This window comes from Cupriavidus sp. 01L46 (assembly GCF_056399905.1).
This window is the reverse complement of the sequence record NZ_JBFTSF010000058.1, coordinates 1-15,632: the sequence shown is the minus strand read 5'-3', so window position 1 is coordinate 15,632 and position 15,632 is coordinate 1. Positions and strand designations below refer to the sequence as shown.

Sequence of the window (15,632 nt, the reverse complement as noted above, 5' to 3'; positions counted from 1 at the left end):
TGCGGTCAGGCGCGGCGGCCGCGGTGGCGGCGGGCGGCCACCGCAGCGCTTTGTCACGGGGTTATGGCATCACGGTGTCATGGCGCTGTACACCGTGTTCCGGAACCACGCGCGGTAATACTCGCGCTGCCCCGGCGCCTGCATCATCCAGATCGCCACGGTCTTCTCCTTCGGGTCGACCCAGAAGTAGGTGCCCCCGACCCCGCCCCAGTAGTAGTCCCCRACCGATCCCGGCGTGGCCGATTCGCCGGTGCCCGTACGTGTGCCGAAGCCCAGGCCAAAGCCATAGCCCGGTCCCGGCAGGTAGGCCGCGCCGCGCGCCAGGGAACGAGCGCCCATGATGCCAAGGTGGTCGGCCGTCATGTAGGCGACCGTCTTGGGCGATAGCAGGCGCACCCCGTCGATCTCGCCGCCATTGAGCAGCATCTGGGCAAAGCGGAAGTAGTCGGCCGCGGTCGACACCAGGCCGCCGCCACCCGATTCAAGCTTCGGGGCGCGGCGTACGTCGATCAGCCCGACCGGCACCTTGCTGTCGGGATCGACGGCAAAGGGCTCCGCAATGCGGCCTTGTTGTGCCGGAGGAACCCAGAAACCGGTGTCCTTCATCTGCAGTGGCGTAAAGATCCGCTGCTGCAGATGCGTGGCCAGGGTCTGGCCCGACACGCGCTCGAGCAGGGCGCCCAGGACATCGGTGGAGCGGCTGTATTCCCAAGTGGTGCCGGGCTGGAACTGCAGCGGCACCTTGGCGAGACGCGCGATGAACTCGGTATTGCTTTGCTCGGTGGCATCCACGTCAAGCCGCTTGTATTCCTCCTTGACAAGCGACTTGCCGAACACGCCGTAGGTCAGGCCAGAAGTGTGGCGCAGCAGGTCCTGCACGGTCATTTCGCGCTGGGCGGGCACCAGTTCCAGCACGGGCTTGCCGGCGGCGTCGGTCTTCTCCACGCCAACGCGCAGGTCCTTGAGCTCGGGCAGGTACTTCGACACCGGGTCGGCCAGCTGGATGCGGCCGTCCTCCACCATCATCATGACCGCCACCGAGACGATCGGCTTGCTCATCGAGTAGATGCGGAATATCGAGTCCGGGCGCATCGGCACCTTACCCGCCGCATCCTGCCAGCCAATGGTCTGCGTGTTGACGATGCTGCCGTTGCGGGCCACCAGGTACACGGCGCCGGGAATGCGCCCTTGCGCGACATCGGCACGCACGCGTGCGCTCATGCTGTCCAGTTGCGTGGCGGAGAAGCCGGTCGTGAGCGGCGCGGTATTTTGCGTGTTGGCCGGGGCCGCGCAGGCGGCCAGCAGTGCGACCGCCAGCGCCGGCAAAGTGCTACGTATCATTTGTCTCATCCTTTGTCTTATCGTTGTCTTGGCAATGTCTTATCGATGCAGCATCGGTGTGGCACCGATGTGGCATCGGGAAGGGCTCGATTGCGGCAAAAGCAACGCGATCATGGCATGCAGCGTGGCGCGCGTGAATCGAGGCTCACCCGAATCGGGCCGCGCGCCATGCTACGATCCCGACAAATTACGATCCCGACAAATCATCGGAGGTGAAGATGGCAAAACACGTGTTCACTCGCAGCCAGTACCTGGCCATCCTCAATGAAAGCCTCAAGAACGACCCGAGGTGGAAGCCAGGCATGGCCTTTGTCTTTCATCCGCTGGGCGCGGACGAAGCCAGCGCGACCGGTGTAGGATGCACCGGCCCCGACGAGGCGTTTCCCGTCTATGCGGAGATCGAGCGGGTGGCGGCGGATTTGATCGAGGTGAGGGAGGCGCGGTAGGGACTGGCGCGGTGACGCCATGCAGTGCCGGCCAGGCATGCATCGCGTCATGTGCACGTCGGAAAGGCGGGCTCTCCCGCCGACCTGCGTACAATACCGCCCCAGACAGACTCTAGCGGAACAAGCCGTGAAAAAGACCGACCTCGAAAAGAACAAAGCGTTGAAGCTCGCAAACAGCCTGAAGCTGTCCGCCGCAGTCCGTGCCGGCCGTGATACCGGCCCGGCCAAGGTCGATCGCCGCGAGCAGCGCCGGCTCGACCAGGAACAAGGCCTGGTGCCGTTTGCGTGCAAGCTGGATGCCGAGCTGGTGAAGCGCCTGCAGGCACTGGCACCGGCACATGCCGGTGGCATGAGCGGCCTGCTGAAGGAAGCGCTGGAACGCGGCCTGCCGCAGGAAGACGCCGCAGCCTGATTGCAGCGCGCTGGGCCGGGTGGCCATGAAGCACTGATTTGTGCTTTTTTGTCCACGCGAACGCAGTGGCATGCAGGACCGTAGCAAACAGAAGCAAGCAAAACGCCCGCTGGGTTTCAGCGGGCGTTTTGTTTTTGAGGGCTTGTCACCCGGATGCCGTTCCCGTGTCGGCGAGGGCAAGGGCTTAGTGCCCGGCGAGGCACGCCTGGGCGGAAGGAACGGAGCGGCCGCGGGGACCGCTCCAGGGACCACGGCCTGTGCTGGCCGTCATCGCCTCGGGGTGGTGCAAAGGGCGCTCAGTCCTCTTCGCCTTCTTCCGAGTCGAGGAAGTCGCGGCGAAGCATCCAGTTTTCGATGGCTTCATCGCAGATTTTCTTGAGCTTCTGCTTTTCCGGCACTTTGTCGAACAGCTCAAAGTTCACCAGCGCGATGCCGGCGTCGGAGATGTAGAACAGGCGGCCGGGCTCCTCGTAATGCACGATGCGCCCGTCGATGCCGCTTTCCTCGCTGTCGACCGGCATGTCTTCCAGCTCCACCACCCGGCAGGTGAAGCGGGGCGCGCGGGTGTGGGTCAGATATTCAAATTCGTCATGCATGACCTCGCCGCCCTTGGGCGTAAAGATCGCGAAGCCCCAGATAAAGCGGGGCATCGGCAGATCGGACAGATCATCAATCTCGTCCATGGTGTTCTCCCTGATTCGATAACCCGCATTATCGCTCGGCCAGGGCACAAGCACCAAAATGTTCTGGCGATGACCTGCTTGAGGCCTACTTGACCGCGTGGCAGTTGGTGTAGGCCGGCGGCGCGCTGTGGTTTCCTTGCTAGCTAGCCTGGTGGCTGGACGCTGAGATGAGACAGGCTCGGCTGTGTCGTCCCTCAGGACAGCATATAGCCGCTGGCCAGTGCCCGGAAGCTCTCCACCTCGGCGGCCTGCCACGCGGCGTCGTGGCCATGCTCCTCGGCCAGGATTGCGGCCACCCGTGGCGCTGCCGCGCTGGCGGCGCCAGCCTCCAGGAACAGCGCGCGATTGCGCCGCGCCAGCACGTCCTCGACCCGCCGAGCCAGTTCGAAACGCGCGGCAAAGCGCACATGAGCGGCGGTCAGCCCGGCGCCGGGCACCAGCATTTCGTCGTTGCCGGGCAGCGTGTGCAGCATGCCGACCTCGTTGCCGTAGTAACGGTCCGGCGAGCCGCTGCCAGGCGCGGGCAGGTTCGCGGGCAAGCCTTGCGCGCCGTGCAGCGGCAGATCCGCTGTTACGCAGGGCGCGGCCGGCAGCATCTGGCGCTGGATGGCCGTGCCCACCACGTCCTCGGCCATCTTGCGGTAGGTGGTCCACTTGCCGCCGGTGACGGTGATCAGGCCGGCCTTGGACACCAGGATGGTGTGCTCGCGCGACAGCGAGGCGGTGGAGGCTTCGCCGGTGGCCTTGACCAGCGGGCGCAGGCCGGCCCAGACGCTGGTCACGTCGGCACGGGTTGGCGCGCGCGATAGGTAGCGCGTGGCGGTCTCCAGGATGAAATCGACATCGTCGGTGCCCGCGCGGGGCTCCAGCGGCAGGTCCTTGCGCGGCGTATCGGTGGTGCCGATGATGGTGTGGCCGTTCCAGGGCACGACGAAGAGCACACGGCCGTCATCGGTCTTGGGGATCAGGATGGCACGGTCGCCGGGCAGGAAGCTGCGCGGCAAGGTCAGGTGCACGCCCTGGCTGGGGGCCACCATKCTGCGCGCGCGGCCGTCTTCCATCTGGCGCACGGCATCGACCCACACGCCGGTGGCGTTGATCACGCAGGACGCTTTCAGGTCGAAGCTGGCGTCGCCCAGCACGTCCTTCACGGTGACGCCGTCGATCACCCCGTTGCGCTGCGACAGCCCGCTCACACGCAGGTAGTTGATGGCCGTGCCGCCAACGTCGAACAGCGTGCGCATCAGCGCGATGGCCAGGCGGGCGTCGTCGAACTGCCCGTCGAAATACAGGTTGCCGCCGCGCAGGGGCCGCCCGCCCACGTGCTCGGCCAGGGTCGGCGCCGCCGCCAGGGTTTCGCGGTGGTTGAGCCAGCGGCTGCCGGACAGGTTGAGGCCGCCCGCCAGCATGTCATATAGCTTCAGGCCGATGCCGTAGAAGGGCTGGTCGAACAACTGGTAGGCCGGCACCACGAAGCCGAGCGGCCACACCAGGTGCGGCGCGTTGCGGGCCAGCAGGCCACGCTCATGCAGCGCCTCGCGCACCAGGCTGATATTGCCCTGTGCGAGGTAGCGCACGCCGCCGTGGACCAGCTTGGTAGCCTTGCTGGAGGTGCCCTTGGCGAAGTCGGCGGCTTCCACCAGCAGCGTGCGGTAGCCGCGCGAGGCGGCGTCCACCGCCGTGCCCAGGCCGGTGGCGCCGCCGCCGATGACGATGACATCCCACTTCGGCTCGCGCTCGAGGGTGGCGAGCAAGGTGGCGCGGTCGGGCGGCAGGATGGGGGGGGGCAATGTCTGCATGATTCCTTGTTTGGTGCGAATGCGTGTCGCGGTGTGGCTCGTACGTACTTTTGTACTTGTCTTGTGTGGCTCGTGCCCTGCGCTCAGCCCGCGCTCAATTTGCCGAGTGCGGTGGCGCGCCATCTTCCCGCGCCCAGTCGCGTGCGCGCTCTACCGCGCGATGCCACCGCCAGAGCCGGTACGCGCGCGCGTCGGCGCTAAGGTTGGGCTCGAAGCGATGCTCCACCTGCCACTGGCTGGCGATCTCGTCCTCGCCGCTCCAGTAGCCGGTGGCCAGTCCCGCCAGGTAGGCGGCGCCAAGCGCGGTGGTCTCGGTCACGCGCGGGCGAACCACTGCCGTGCCAAGCAGGTCGGCCTGCATCTGCATCAGCAGGTCGCTGCGCGACGCGCCGCCGTCGACACGCAGCTCAGCCAGCGAGATGCCGGCATCCTTCTGCATGGCGTCCAGCACGTCCACGCTCTGCAGCGCGATCGACTCCAGCGCGGCGCGGGCAATGTGCGCGCGTCCGGTGCCGCGGGTCAGGCCGACCAGCGTGCCGCGCGCGAACGGATCCCAGTGCGGCGCGCCCAGGCCGGCAAAGGCTGGCACCAGCACCACGCCTGCGGTGTCGTCGCACTGGCGCGCCAGCGGCTCCACCTCGGGCGCGCTGTTGATGATCTGCAGCCCATCGCGCAGCCACTGGATGGTGGCGCCGCCCATGAACACGCCGCCTTCCAGGCAATACTGAGTGCGGCTGGCGGGCGGCGTGGTGCCGCCCAGCTGCCAGCCGATGGTGGTGAGCAGGCGATTTTGCGAAGTGACCGGCTGCGATCCCGTGTTCATCAGCAGGAAGCAGCCCGTGCCGTAGGTATTCTTGGCCATGCCCGGGGACAGGCAGGCCTGGCCGTAGGTGGCGGCCTGCTGGTCGCCGGCGATGCCGGCAATGGGGATCTCCGCGCCAAACAGCCGCAACGCTGTGCGCGCCACCTCGCCGCTGGAGGGCACCACTTCGGGCAACAGGCTGCGCGGGATGTCCAGCAGGTCGAGCAGGTCATCATCCCACTGGAAGGTATGGATGTTGAACAGCATCGTGCGCGACGCGTTGGAGACATCGGTGACATGGCGCTTGCCGTCCGTCAGTTGCCAGATCAGCCAGCTGTCGACTGTGCCGAACGCCAGCTCGCCACGCGCCGCGCGCTCGCGCGCGCCCTCGGTGTTGTCGAGCATCCAGCGCAGCTTGGTGCCGGAGAAGTAGGCGTCGATGATCAGGCCGGTCTTGTCGCGGAACAGCTCGCCGTGGCCGTCGGCCTGCAGTGCCTCGCACATCGGCGCGGTGCGGCGATCCTGCCAGACCAGCGCGCGGCCGATGGGCTCGCCGGTCTGGCGGTCCCACAGCACGGTGGTCTCGCGCTGGTTGSTGATGCCGATGGCGCTCACCTGGCTGGCCGCGACGCCGGCGTCGTTCAGCACCTCGTGCGCCACCGCCAGCTGCGACTGCCAGATCTCGTAGGGATCGTGCTCGACGTGGCCGGGGTGCGGGTAATATTGGCGGAATTCGCGCTGCGCGACCCGCGCCACGTTGCCGGCGTGATCGAACAGGATCGCGCGCGAGCTGCTGGTGCCCTGGTCGAGCGCCAGCACGAATTGCGGCAGGCCCGAAGGCTGGGTTTGCTTCATGCGTCTTGTCCTGGATTGACTGCTTCTACCACTACATTAACCGCTACATTAACCATTGCACTGACCATTGCAGGCGTGCCTTGCCGGCCGCCGGGATCCTTCATGTCCGATACCTTGCCCAATTGCGCTAGCCAGAACCCCGTCGTGTCCCGCGTTGCCACCTCGCTGGCGGCGCGCAGCCGTTTCGATGCCGGCGCGCATTTGCGGCTGACCGTGGCAGGGCGCCAGGTGGGCTGGCTGCCGCGCGCGCATGCGCTTATCCTGCGCGCGCAGGATACGGTGCCGGCCGTGCTGGGCGAGCCGCTGGATGGCAGCGTGGCGTTGCTGCCGGATTGCGGCGATGCCTGCACGCGCAGCGCGGCGCTGAAGGTACTGGCGCACTGGCTGGCGGATGCGGGCCATGTGCGCGGCTGGCGCGACGAGCTGTTCGCCGTCACGCCGGAACTCGCGGCGCCGGCCTTCGCGGTGATCGAGCGTGCAGCCGCGCGCTTTCTGGGGCTGCTGACCTTTGCCTCGCACATGAATGGCGTCATTGCCGGCGAGCGTGCGCTGTGGATTTCACGGCGCAGCGCCGCCAAGGCGGTCGACCCCGGCATGTGGGACAACCTGGTGGCAGGCGGCATGCCGCACGGCAGTGATCCGCTTGCCACGCTGGTGCGCGAGTGCGACGAGGAGTCGGGCATTGCGCCCGTGCTGGCGCAGCGCGCCGAGGCGCACGGCGTGATCGAAGTGCTGCGTGAAATCCCCGAGGGCGTGCAGTGGGAGGCCGTGTACGTGTACGACCTGTTGCTGCCGCCGGATTTCGTGCCGCATAACCGCGACGGGGAGGTGGCCGAGCACCGCCGTATCGAGCCGGAGGCATTGCTTGCTATCATGGCGGATGGCGCCATGACGGTCGACGCGACCCTGGTGACGCTGGATGCGCTCAATCGCCGCGGCTGGAGCGCCCCCGGCATCCMCCGCCCTTGATCGGCGCGCACTAGACAAAACCACACACGATGAGCAATACCGGATTCATTCTCACCATTTCCTGCCCGGACCAGCCGGGCATCGTCCATGCCGTCTCGGGCCTGCTGTTCCAGCACGGTTGCAACATCGTCGATTCCGACCAGTACGGCGATGAATTCACTGGCCGCTTCTTCATGCGGGTGCATTTCACGCCGGCCGCCGGCGGCCCGGACCTGGCCACGCTGAAGACCGCGTTCGCGCCGATCGGCGATCAGTTCGCCATGCAGTGGGACCTGTTCGATGCCAGCGTCAAGCCGCGCGTGATGATCATGGTGTCGAAGATCGGCCATTGCCTGAACGATCTGCTGTTCCGCGCCAAGGCCAGCGGCCTGCCGGTGGAGATCGCCGCCATCGTGTCGAACCACCGTGATTTCTACCAGCTTGCCGCGTCGTACGATATTCCGTTCTTCCACCTGCCGATGATGAACGCCTCGGCCGAGCAGAAGGCCGCGCAAGAGAACAAGGTGTTCGAGATCGTGCGCGAGCAGAACATCGACCTGGTGGTGCTGGCGCGCTACATGCAGGTGCTGTCTGATGACCTGTGCCGCAAGCTGGCCGGCCGCGCCATCAATATCCATCACTCGTTCCTGCCCAGCTTCAAGGGCGCCAAGCCTTACTATCAGGCGCACGACCGTGGCGTGAAGCTGATCGGCGCGACCGCCCACTACGTGACCGCGGCGCTGGACGAAGGCCCGATCATCGAGCAGGAAATCGAGCGCGTGGACCACAGCATGGATCCCGAGCAGCTTACCGCGGTGGGGCGTGACGTGGAATGCGTGGCGCTGGCGCGTGCCGTCAAATGGCATGCTGAGCACCGCATCCTGCTCAACGGCCACAAGACCGTCGTCTTCAAGTAAGGCCTCAGGCAAGTCCCCAGGCAAGCCCCTAAGCAAGTCCTTCACCAGGTGCCCGGCGCCAGCCGCGCCGGCACCGCCTCGCCCGCAGGGGAGCCGGCGCCGTGGCTGGCCGCTCTCAGGCCTGCGCGACCACACAGCGCACTCCGCTTTCTTCCAGCATGCTCTCGAATGGCGGCATTAACGGCTCGTCGGTGAAGAGCCGGTCGATCTCCGAGACGTGCGCCAGTTCCACCATGGCCTGCCGGTTGAACTTGCTGGCATCCGCCGCCAGCCAAACCTCGCGCGAATGCTCGATGATGGTCCGCGCTACCTTCACTTCGCGAAAATCGTAATCGCGCAGCGTGCCGTCGGCCTCGATGCCCGAGATGCCGATCAAGCCGATATCCACCTTGAACTGGCTGATGAACTCCACTGTGGCCTCGCCCACGATGCCGCGGTCGCGCGAGCGCAGCACGCCGCCGGCGACGATCACTTCGCAATCGGGGTTGTCGGCCAGGATGCTCGCCACGTTCAGGTTGTTGGTGATCACGCGCAGGCCGCGGTGATGCATGAGCTCGCGCGCGATCTCCTCGACCGTGGTGCCGATATTCAGGATCAGCGAACAGCCCTCGGGCACGGCGCTGGCCACCGCGCGCGCAATGCGGGCCTTGCCCTCGGCATTGAGCACCTGGCGCTGCCGATAGGCAATGTTCTCCACCGTGGAGCCCTCTACCCGCACGCCGCCGTGAAAGCGCGCCAGCATGCCGCCTTCAGCCAGCAGGTTGACGTCCCGGCGCACGGTCTGCAGGGTCACCCCGAACTTGCGGGCAAGTTCGTCGATGGAAGCGAAGCCCTGGCTGCGAACCTCTTCCAGCAGGGCGGTCTGGCGTGGATTTAGCGTCATGCCGGCATTCTAGTTCAAACACAAACGAAAACAAATGATGCAGTGCATGATTGTTTTATTTTCGTTTTTGCTCTAAAACGAGCGGGAAGCAAGGATTTGTGCGTTTGCATCATTGCGGTATATGTGATGTATGTGGCATTCGGAATCGGAGACTCGATGCAGCTCAGATTGGAAGGCATCGCCCAGCAAGCAGGTTCGCAGGCGTATCTATATCCCATGTCGCTGACGCCCGTGCCGGGCGCGGTGACCATCCTGCTAGGTGCCACCCAGGCCGGCAAGACCTCGCTGATGCGGGTCATGGCGGGGCTGGACCGGCCCAGTGCCGGCCGTGTCGAGGTGGACGGCATCGACGTGACCGGCATGCCGGTGCGCGAGCGCAACGTCTCGATGGTCTACCAGCAGTTCATCAACTACCCGTCGATGACTGTCTTCGACAATATTGCTTCGCCGCTCAAGCTGCGGCGTTCCAAGGATATCGATGGACAGGTGAGGGCGCTGGCCACCCGCCTGCATATCGAGCACTTGCTCGAGCGCTTTCCCGCCGAGCTCTCGGGCGGGCAGCAGCAGCGCGTGGCGCTGGCGCGCGCGCTGGCCAAAGGCGCGCCGCTGATGCTGCTCGACGAGCCCCTCGTCAACCTGGACTACAAGTTGCGCGAAGAGCTGCGCGAGGAACTGACCCAGCTCTTCGCGCATGGCAATGCCACCGTGATCTATGCCACCACGGAGCCGGCCGAGGCGCTGTTGCTGGGCGGCTATACCGCGGTGCTGGATGCCGGCGAGCTGTTGCAGTACGGCCCCACGCCAGAGGTCTTTCACTATCCCGCCTCGCTGCGCGTGGCGCGTGCTTTCAGCGATCCCCCCATGAACCTGATGGCCGGCAACCTGCTGGCCGGCGCGRTCACGCTGCCGGGCGGCGTCGTGGTCCCCTTGCCCGGGGCAGTGAAACAAGGCGGTACGGTAACGGTCGGGGTGCGGGCCGGTGCGCTGCGCCTGGACGCCGTGCCCGGCTCGGTGCCGGTGGCCGGCCGGGTGGCGCTGGCCGAGCTGTCCGGGTCTGACACCTTCGTGCACATGGATTCCCCGGTTGGCAACCTGGTGGCGCAGTTTCCGGGGGTGGTCGACCTGGAACTGGGCGCGCCGCTCACGCTGCATCTGGATCCCGCGCAGCTCTACCTGTTCGACGCCGATGGCATGCGCATCCATGCGCCCAGCCGGCAGTTGAAAGTTGCCCCCGCCACGGCCGAGCTGGGAGCCTGAGATGACACGCATCGACCTCGACCTGTCTCATTCATACCGTCCCGATCCGCAAGCGGATGAGGACTACGCGCTGCTGCCGCTGAAGTTCACGTTCAATGACGGCGGCGCCTACGCCTTGCTTGGGCCCTCCGGCTGCGGCAAGACCACCTTGCTCAATTGCATTTCCGGCTTGCAGCGGCCATCGCACGGCACCGTCTCCTTCGACGGCCGCGACGTGACCGCAGCCACGCCGCAGGCGCGCAACATCGCCCAGGTGTTCCAGTTTCCGGTGATCTACGACACCATGACGGTGGGCGAAAACCTGGCCTTCCCGCTGCGCAACCGCGGCGTGCCCGCGGCCCAGGTGAAGGAGCGCGTGGGCCGCGTGGCCGAGATGCTGGACCTGTCCGCATCGCTGGACCGGCGCGCCAGCGGCCTGGCGGCCGACGCCAAGCAGAAGATCTCGCTCGGGCGCGGCCTGGTGCGCCAGGACGTGTCGGCCATCCTGTTCGACGAGCCGCTGACCGTGATCGATCCGCACCTGAAATGGCAGCTGCGCCGCAAGCTCAAGGAGATTCACCACGAGTTCCGGCTGACGTTGATCTACGTCACGCATGACCAGACCGAGGCGCTTACCTTCGCCGACCAAGTGGTGGTGATGTCGCGCGGCAGGGCGGTGCAGGTGGGGCCGGCCGATGCGCTGTTCGAGCGCCCTGCACATACCTTCGTTGGCAACTTCATCGGCTCGCCGGGCATGAACTTCCTGGCAGGGGCATGGCGCGATGGCGCTATCGAAATCGCCGGGCGGCGCTATATGCCGGAGTTCGCGCCCACCGTCGCCACGGCTTTGCAGGYTGCCGGCAGCTTCAAGGTCGGCGTGCGCCCCGAGTACCTGCGCCTGGCCGCGAGCACCGATCCGCAGGCCGTGCCCGCGCGCGTGGAGCGCGCGCAGGACATTGGCACCTACTGGCTGGTCACCGCCACCGTGCAGGATGCCGGCGGCCACGCTGCGACCGTGCGCGGCCGGCTTGGCCACGAGGGCGCGGCGCTGCGGGCGGGCGAGACCGTGTGGCTGTCCGTGTTCAATCGTCATACCTGTTACTACGTCAACGAGGAGCTGGTGGCATGAGCACGCTGAAGCCCGTCAACCAGAAGGCCTGGCTGCTGGTCATCCCGGTGGTCCTGTGCGTGGCGTTCTCCGCCATCCTGCCGCTGATGACCATCGTCAATTACTCCGTGCAGGACATCATCTCGCCCGAGCGGCGCGTGTTCGTCGGTACCGAATGGTTCCGCACCGTACTGCGCGACGGCGAGCTGCACGATGCGCTGCTGCGCCAGCTCGGCTTTTCGCTGGCCGTGCTGGCGGTGGAGATCCCGCTGGGCATCCTGCTGGCGCTGTCGATGCCGGCCAAGGGCGTCAAGGCGTCGGCGRTGCTGGTGGTGATCRCGCTGTCGCTGCTGATTCCATGGAACGTTGTGGGCACGATCTGGCAGATCTTCGGGCGCACCGACATCGGCTTGCTGGGTGCGGCGCTTGCCGGCATGGGCTTTGCCTATAACTACACCGGCAGTGCGGTGGACGCGTGGTTCACGGTGCTGGTGATGGACGTGTGGCACTGGACGCCGCTGGTGGCGCTGCTGTGCTACGCCGGCTTGCGCGCGATTCCCGACGCGTACTACCAGGCCGCGCAGATCGACGGCGCTTCGCGCCTGGCGGTGTTCCGCTACATCCAGCTGCCCAAGCTGCGCGGCGTGCTGATGATCGCGGTGCTGCTGCGCTTCATGGACAGCTTCATGATCTACACCGAGCCCTTCGTGCTGACCGGCGGCGGGCCTGGCAATGCGACCACGTTCCTGTCGCAATACCTCACGCAGAAAGCCGTGGGCCAGTTCGACCTGGGCCCGGCCGCGGCATTCTCGATCGTCTACTTCCTGATCATCCTGCTCATGTGTTTCATCCTCTACAACTGGATGCAGCGCGCGGGCACCGCCGGCAGCGAGGACATGCCCAATGCGTGAAGCCAAACGTGAAGCCAAGCAAAGCGCCACTTACTGGCGCGCAGTCTTCCTGGTGGTGTACCTGGTCTTTGCCGTCCTGCCGATCTACTGGATGCTGAACATGTCGTTCAAGTCCAACGAGGAGATCGTTTCCACGCTGTCGCTGTGGCCCAACGATTTCACGCTGGAGCACTACAAGACCATCTTCACCGATCCGTCCTGGTACTCGGGCTACATCAACTCGATGATCTACGTGGCGATGAACACGGTGATCGCGATCACCGTGGCGCTGCCCGCGGCCTATGCCTTCTCGCGCTACCGGTTCATCGGCGACAAGCACGTCTTTTTCTGGCTGCTGACCAACCGCATGACGCCGCCGGCGGTGTTCCTGCTGCCGTTCTTCCAGCTCTACACCACCATCGGCCTGATGGACACGCACCTGGGCGTGGCGCTCGCGCACCTGGTGTTCAACGTGCCGCTGGCGGTGTGGATCCTGGAGGGCTTCATGTCGGGCGTGCCGCGCGAAATCGACGAGACGGCCTATGTGGATGGCTATTCCTTCCCGCGCTTCTTTATCACCATCTTCCTGCCGCTGATCAAGGCCGGCGTGGGCGTGGCCGCTTTCTTCTGCTTCATGTTCAGCTGGGTGGAGCTGTTGCTGGCGCGCACGCTGACCTCGGTCAACGCCAAGCCGATCGTTGCCACCATGACGCGCACGGTGTCGGCCTCCGGCATGGACTGGGGCGTGCTGGCCGCGGCCGGTGTGCTCACCATCGTGCCAGGCGGCATCGTGATCTGGTTTGTGCGGCACTACATCGCGAAAGGCTTCGCGATGGGCCGCGTGTAAGGAGAGGGTGCCATGTTCAACTGGATGGTATGGACCACACCGGTGGCCGTGTTCTTCGTCAGCATCGCGGTGATGCTGGTTGGCATGACGATGTGGGAGACGCGCGCTCCCACCATGGAGCGCAAGGGCTTCCTGCCCATCGCCACCACCCGCGGCGACCGCCTGTTCATCGGCCTGATGTGCGCGGCCTGGATCAACCTGGCGTGGGTGGGCCTGGGCGAGAAGATGATGGCGTGGTTTTCGCTGGCGGAAGAACCTTCGATCTGGATCAGCCTGGTGCTGTCGATGCTTGCGCTGGGCCTGGTGATGCGCAAGGGCTGAGCCGAATGCGGATCGCGCACCCGAGCCGACAAGAATAAAGCGACGGATTTTTCGTCAATGGGCATAGCGGCCTGCACCTTCCCCGGACCGCGACCCAGACAAAGAGCAGGGAGGGGGATTCTCGAGGAGACGTCAATGAAGGTGCACGTGAAATTGGGCATGACGGCGCTGGCCTGCGCAGCGGCGCTCGCTTGCGGCCACGCCGCTTGGGCTGGCGAGGCCGAGGCCAAGAAGTGGATCGACAGCGAGTTCCAGCCGTCGTCGCTCGCCAAGGACAAGCAGCTCGCTGAAATGAAGTGGTTCATGGACGCTGCCGCCAAGCTCAAGGCGAAGGGCGTGACGCAGATCAGCGTGGTCTCGGAGACCATCACGACCCACGAGTACGAATCCAAGACGCTGGCCAAGGCCTTCGAGGAAATCACCGGCATCCAGGTCAAGCACGACATCATCCAGGAAGGCGATGTGGTGGAGAAGCTGCAGACCTCGATGCAGTCCGGCAAGTCGATCTATGACGGCTGGATTTCCGACTCTGACCTGATCGGCACGCACTATCGCTATGGCGCCATCCTGCCGCTGACCGACTACATGGCTGGCGCCGGCAAGGAGTGGACCAATCCCGGGCTGGACGTAAAGGATTTCATCGGCACCAAGTTCACCACCGCGCCGGATGGCAAGCTCTACCAGCTGCCCGACCAGCAGTTCGCCAACCTGTACTGGTTCCGCGCCGACTGGTTCGCGCGCAAGGACTTGCAGGACAAGTTCAAAGCGAAGTACGGCTATGACCTGGGCGTGCCCACCAACTGGTCGGCCTACGAGGACATCGCCAGCTTCTTCTCCAACGACGTCAAGGAACTCGACGGCAAGAAGGTCTACGGCCACATGGACTACGGCAAGAAGGATCCGTCGCTCGGCTGGCGCTTTACCGACGCCTGGCTGTCGATGGCCGGGTCGGCAGACAAGGGCTTGCCGAACGGCATGCCGGTGGACGAATGGGGCATCCGTGTTGGCGCTGACAAATGCACACCGGAAGGTGCATYGGTCTCGCGCGGCGGCGCCACCAACAGCCCGGCCGCGGTCTATGCGCTCACCAAGTACATCGACTGGATGAAGAAGTACGCGCCGCCGCAAGCCATGGGCATGACCTTCTCCGAGGCCGGCCCGGTGCCGGCGCAAGGGCAGGTGGCGCAGCAGATCTTCTGGTACACGGCGTTCACCGCCGACATGACCAAGAAGGGGCTGCCGGTGGTCAATGCGGACGGCACGCCGAAATGGCGCATGGCGCCGTCGCCTTATGGCCCGTACTGGAAGCAGGGCATGCAGAACGGCTACCAGGACGTGGGGTCGTGGACCTTCTTCAAGAACACCGATCCCAACCGCCTCGCGGCGGCCTGGCTGTACGCGCAGTTCGTGACGTCCAAGACGGTATCGCTGAAGAAGTCGCTCACCGGCCTGACCTTTATCCGCGACAGCGACATCCATCACGAATACCTTACCAAGAACGCGGCCCAGTACGGCGGCCTGATCGAGTTCTATCGCAGCCCTGCGCGGGTGGCGTGGACGCCCACCGGCACCAACGTGCCCGACTACCCCAAGCTGGCCCAGCTGTGGTGGAAGAACGTGGCGACAGCTGTGACCGGCGAGAAGACGCCGCAATCTGCGATGGACAACCTGGCCGACGAAATGGACCAGGTGATGGGGCGGCTGCAACGCGCCGGCATGACGAACTGCGCGCCCAAGCTCAATCCCAAGAGCGATCCCGCCAAGTGGCTGTCCGACGACCACGCGCCATGGAAAAAGCTGGCCAACGAGAAGCCGAAGGGCGAGACCATCGCCTATGACAAGTTGTTGCAGGCATGGAAGGAAGGGAAGGTGCGGTAAGCGCCATCCTCGATGGCATAGCGGACGGTGGCCTTGTGCCACCGTTTTTTTTCTTCTGCGGTTTGTGATGCGCTATCGACATAGCGCGGGCTCTTGAAAAACCCCTTGACTATCTATCTACCAGTAGATAATATTCACGACATGGAAGCCGCTGCTCCGCCCCAGCAAGAAAAGCTGAAGCAGGAAAGAGGATCCAGCGCATCACCCGGGGAATCCCCGTTTTTTTTGGTCAGTTTATCTATCTACTAGTAGATAACGGACAGAAG

The 15,632-nt window shown here is 65.3% G+C and carries 15 protein-coding genes; 10 read left to right on the top strand and 5 right to left on the bottom strand.

All coding sequences use genetic code 11. The features are described from left to right. Positions 1-69: 69 nt before the first annotated feature. Positions 70-1,341, bottom strand: coding sequence for a serine hydrolase domain-containing protein (locus AC1DS3_RS12790; RefSeq protein WP_477127292.1), 1,272 nt, complete (start codon positions 1,339-1,341; stop codon positions 70-72). 218 nt (positions 1,342-1,559) lie between these two features. On the opposite strand from AC1DS3_RS12790, the gene AC1DS3_RS12785 reads away from it, so the two are divergent. Both AC1DS3_RS12785 and AC1DS3_RS12780 read left to right on the top strand, forming a co-directional pair. Beyond that, positions 1,560-1,787: a hypothetical protein gene (locus AC1DS3_RS12785; RefSeq protein WP_441640388.1), complete on the top strand. Its 228-nt coding sequence runs from the start codon at positions 1,560-1,562 to the stop codon at positions 1,785-1,787. A 127-nt stretch (positions 1,788-1,914) separates the two neighbouring features. Then, complete coding sequence (locus AC1DS3_RS12780; protein WP_043347749.1) at positions 1,915-2,199, top strand: hypothetical protein; 285 nt, start codon at positions 1,915-1,917, stop codon at positions 2,197-2,199. A 296-nt stretch (positions 2,200-2,495) separates the two neighbouring features. Here AC1DS3_RS12780 and AC1DS3_RS12775 read toward each other — a convergent pair whose 3' ends face one another. From AC1DS3_RS12775 to glpK, 3 genes are all read right to left on the bottom strand, one after another. After that, positions 2,496-2,882 carry a hypothetical protein gene (locus AC1DS3_RS12775; protein WP_441640389.1) on the bottom strand — a complete coding sequence of 129 codons (387 nt, stop codon included), beginning with the start codon at positions 2,880-2,882 and terminating at the stop codon, positions 2,496-2,498. Between the two features lie 194 nt (positions 2,883-3,076). Beyond that, positions 3,077-4,681, bottom strand: coding sequence for a glycerol-3-phosphate dehydrogenase/oxidase (locus AC1DS3_RS12770; protein WP_477127291.1), 1,605 nt, complete (start codon positions 4,679-4,681; stop codon positions 3,077-3,079). A gap of 94 nt (positions 4,682-4,775) precedes the next feature. After that, positions 4,776-6,338 (bottom strand): glycerol kinase GlpK, encoded by a 1,563-nt coding sequence (gene glpK, locus AC1DS3_RS12765; protein WP_477127290.1) that lies wholly within the window; start codon positions 6,336-6,338, stop codon positions 4,776-4,778. A 102-nt stretch (positions 6,339-6,440) separates the two neighbouring features. Here glpK and AC1DS3_RS12760 point away from each other — a divergent pair, with 102 nt between their 5' ends. Together AC1DS3_RS12760 and purU are read left to right on the top strand one after the other, a co-directional pair. Next, positions 6,441-7,307, top strand: a complete 867-nt coding sequence (locus AC1DS3_RS12760; RefSeq protein ID WP_477127289.1) for an NUDIX hydrolase — start codon at positions 6,441-6,443, stop codon at positions 7,305-7,307. A 29-nt stretch (positions 7,308-7,336) separates the two neighbouring features. Further along, a complete protein-coding gene (purU, locus tag AC1DS3_RS12755; protein WP_043347737.1) occupies positions 7,337-8,203 on the top strand; it encodes a formyltetrahydrofolate deformylase in 867 nt (288 codons plus the stop codon). Between the two features lie 115 nt (positions 8,204-8,318). Here the strand turns inward: purU and AC1DS3_RS12750 are convergent, their stop codons facing one another. Continuing rightward, positions 8,319-9,086, bottom strand: coding sequence for a DeoR/GlpR family DNA-binding transcription regulator (locus AC1DS3_RS12750; protein ID WP_441640393.1), 768 nt, complete (start codon positions 9,084-9,086; stop codon positions 8,319-8,321). A gap of 156 nt (positions 9,087-9,242) precedes the next feature. On the opposite strand from AC1DS3_RS12750, the gene AC1DS3_RS12745 reads away from it, so the two are divergent. From AC1DS3_RS12745 to AC1DS3_RS12720, 6 genes are all read left to right on the top strand, one after another. Further along, positions 9,243-10,343 (top strand): ABC transporter ATP-binding protein, encoded by a 1,101-nt coding sequence (locus AC1DS3_RS12745; protein ID WP_477127288.1) that lies wholly within the window; start codon positions 9,243-9,245, stop codon positions 10,341-10,343. Position 10,344: 1 nt separating this feature from the next. Next, a complete protein-coding gene (locus AC1DS3_RS12740; protein WP_477127287.1) occupies positions 10,345-11,451 on the top strand; it encodes an ABC transporter ATP-binding protein in 1,107 nt (368 codons plus the stop codon). Then, positions 11,448-12,341 (top strand): carbohydrate ABC transporter permease, encoded by an 894-nt coding sequence (locus AC1DS3_RS12735; RefSeq protein WP_477127286.1) that lies wholly within the window; start codon positions 11,448-11,450, stop codon positions 12,339-12,341. Before AC1DS3_RS12740 ends, AC1DS3_RS12735 begins: the two co-directional genes overlap by 4 nt. After that, on the top strand, positions 12,334-13,167 hold the full coding sequence (locus AC1DS3_RS12730) for a carbohydrate ABC transporter permease (protein WP_441640396.1): 834 nt from the start codon (positions 12,334-12,336) through the stop codon (positions 13,165-13,167). Before AC1DS3_RS12735 ends, AC1DS3_RS12730 begins: the two co-directional genes overlap by 8 nt. 12 nt (positions 13,168-13,179) lie before the next feature. Beyond that, the gene (locus AC1DS3_RS12725) at positions 13,180-13,488 is read left to right on the top strand and encodes a DUF2160 domain-containing protein (RefSeq protein ID WP_441640397.1); all 309 of its coding nucleotides are present in this window, start codon (positions 13,180-13,182) and stop codon (positions 13,486-13,488) included. Positions 13,489-13,635: 147 nt separating this feature from the next. Then, on the top strand, positions 13,636-15,366 hold the full coding sequence (locus AC1DS3_RS12720) for an ABC transporter substrate-binding protein (protein ID WP_477127297.1): 1,731 nt from the start codon (positions 13,636-13,638) through the stop codon (positions 15,364-15,366). Positions 15,367-15,632: the final 266 nt, after the last annotated feature.

Excerpts from the sequence above, each read along its gene's own strand:
- AC1DS3_RS12775 (WP_441640389.1), bottom strand. The coding sequence starts at position 2,882 with ATGGACGAGATTGATGATCTGTCCGATCTGCCGATGCCCCGCTTTATC.
- AC1DS3_RS12730 (WP_441640396.1), top strand. The coding sequence starts at position 12,334 with ATGCGTGAAGCCAAACGTGAAGCCAAGCAAAGCGCCACTTACTGGCGC.
- AC1DS3_RS12785 (WP_441640388.1), top strand. The coding sequence starts at position 1,560 with ATGGCAAAACACGTGTTCACTCGCAGCCAGTACCTGGCCATCCTCAAT.
- AC1DS3_RS12725 (WP_441640397.1), top strand. The coding sequence starts at position 13,180 with ATGTTCAACTGGATGGTATGGACCACACCGGTGGCCGTGTTCTTCGTC.
- purU (WP_043347737.1), top strand. The coding sequence starts at position 7,337 with ATGAGCAATACCGGATTCATTCTCACCATTTCCTGCCCGGACCAGCCG.
- AC1DS3_RS12750 (WP_441640393.1), bottom strand. The coding sequence starts at position 9,086 with ATGACGCTAAATCCACGCCAGACCGCCCTGCTGGAAGAGGTTCGCAGC.